Origin of the sequence: Promineifilum sp. (SeqCode) (assembly GCF_041918635.1) — a bacterium.
Taxonomy (GTDB): Bacteria; Chloroflexota; Anaerolineae; order Promineifilales; family Promineifilaceae; genus Promineifilum.
Genome location: NZ_JAYRVJ010000665.1, coordinates 1 through 2,209 on the forward strand (window position 1 = coordinate 1; position 2,209 = coordinate 2,209).

The window sequence follows — 2,209 nt, forward strand, 5'->3', positions numbered from 1 at the left end:
GCGCAGCAGTCCGTCCACGTCCAGGATGCCGGCGATGGTCTGGCTGACCTGATTGATGACGCGCAACTGGTTAACGCGCTCCTGCTCGGCGGTGAAGAGGCGGGCGTTCTCGATGGCAACGGACGCCTGGGCGGCGAAGGCACGCACCACCTCGACCCGCGCCGGTGTGTAGTAGCCCGATTCACCGTGGATAAGGGTCAGGATGCCGACCTGGCGCTCGCGGGCCAGCAGGGGCAGGCTGATGAACGAGCCGATCTCGTCGAGGATGCCCTCCGTGCCCCGTTCGGCCGAGACGCGGCGCACGTGCTCCATGATTGGCGACTCCTGGCGCGCGTCCACGACGATGAGCGGTTCGCCGCTGTTCAACATCGCGTCGGCCTCGGCCGCGCCATTCAGATAGTAGACGCCGGGCATGTCCAGGTTAAACCCGCGCTCCTCGAACAGGATCAGTTGGCCGTCTTCGACGATGAACAGCCGGGCGAAGCGGTAATCGACGATCTTCTGCAACTGATCGAGCAGGCGCGACAGGAGCGGCTGAAGCTCCAGGGTGGAGGCCATGTTGCGCGAGACTTGCAGCACCGTTTGAAGCTCGCGGGTGCGGGCCTCGACGCGCCGCTCCAACTCGGTGTAGCTGGCCTGGAGTTGGGCCGACATCTCATTGAACTGGTTGGCCAGCATTTCTAACTCGTCCCCGGTGTGGGCCTCGACGGTGCGGCCGAAGTCGCCGCGGGCCACCTGGCGCGTGCCCTCGACCAGGGCGTTGATGGGCCGGGTGACGCGCGTCATGCTCGCGGCCACGACCAGCGCCGGGATGATGACGCCCAAGGCCAGCAGCAGCGACAGCAGGGCGGAGAAGTTGCGCAGCGGCCCCATCAGCGTCGCCCATTCCTCCTCGATGATGAGGCTCCAGGACGTGCCGGGGATGGGACTGTAGCTGGCCAGCACGTCTGTCCCCGCCTCGCTGGGCGTGCGCAGCGCGCCCGACTCACCCGACAGGGCGGCCGGGGCCACCGGGTGGGTGGTGAAATCCTCGCCGGCCGCGCCTGTGTCGGTGGCGAAGATGAGGCGACCCGCGCCATCGACGACGTGGGCGTTCCCCTTGCGGTCGAGCCGCAGACGGATGAAGGTGCCATAGAGGGGGTTGAGCGTGCCTGAACCGAGGCGGAACATGCCGGTCAGCACGCCGCGCAACTCGTTGGTCGGGCCAAAGACGGGGACGGCCGTGACCAGCACCTCGGCCCCGTCCGGGCCGTCGGGCGCGATGTCGGAGAAGGCGGGCCGGCCGGGGTTCTGGATGATGTCGCGGAAGTAGGCGCGGGCGGACCAGTCGGCGCCTTCCAGGTCGGGCTGCTCGGGGTAGGCGGCGACGACCCGGCCGAGGTTATTCAGCAGCACCGCGCCGCCGTCGAAATAGGTCAGGCGGTTGGCGTTGTTCGTCAGCGCCCGGCTTACCGTCGGGCCGTTGAGGTTGACGCCGCTGATGTCGCGGGCCACGCCGCTGAGCAGCGTGGGGTACTCCTCCAGGCTGGCTGACAGCTCGGCCGCTGTCAGGCGGGCCAACTCCTGGTCGCGGTCGATGACCAGGTCTTCGACCACGGCCTGAGACAGGAAGAAACTGGCGGCGGCGACGATCAGGAAGATCACCACCGCCGGCAGGAACGTCCAGGTCAGGATTTTGCGACGCAGCGAGCTACGCATGGAATTAAGAATTACGAATTACGAATTACGAATTAGGAAGCATTCCTAATTCGTAATTCGTAATTATTGTAGCGCTTCGATCTCGGCGCACGCCTGGGTCAGTCGCTCCTGCGCCGGGGCCAGGCCGAGCGTCAGGATGTCCTCGAAGGCCGCGTCGGTAGCGGTGCGCACGCCGTTCATGTTGGCGAAGACCTCGGCCGTGACGGAGTAGCCGCGCACCTGGCCGTCGGCGAACGCCTCCAGGTCAAGCCCCTCGGCCTGCTCCGGGAAGTCGGCGCGGATGAAATCGGCCCACTGGTTGACCAGCGGCGCGCGGGCCGGCTGCAGGAAGCTCGTCTCGGCCATGGCCAGGCCGTACTCCTGGCTGATAAGGAACTTGACCAGCTCCCAGGCCTCCTCCGGGTGGCGGGTCGTGGCCGGGATGGCGAAGCCGTCGGTGGTCGCCAGCGTCGCCCGCCGCACAGGGCCAATCGGGAAGGGAGCCACACCGACGCGGAAGTCGGCATTGGCC

The 2,209-nt window shown here is 67.2% G+C and carries 2 protein-coding genes; both read right to left on the reverse strand.

Annotation, left to right across the window (positions count from 1 at the left end; all coding sequences use genetic code 11):
- Nucleotides 1–1,698 (reverse strand): cache domain-containing protein (locus tag ACE3UY_RS19540; RefSeq protein WP_374689156.1); only part of this gene is annotated, 1,698 nt, incomplete at its 3' end.
- A gap of 63 nt (nucleotides 1,699–1,761) precedes the next feature.
- On the reverse strand, nucleotides 1,762–2,209 hold a 448-nt coding region (locus ACE3UY_RS19545; protein ID WP_374689157.1), incomplete at its 5' end, for an extracellular solute-binding protein.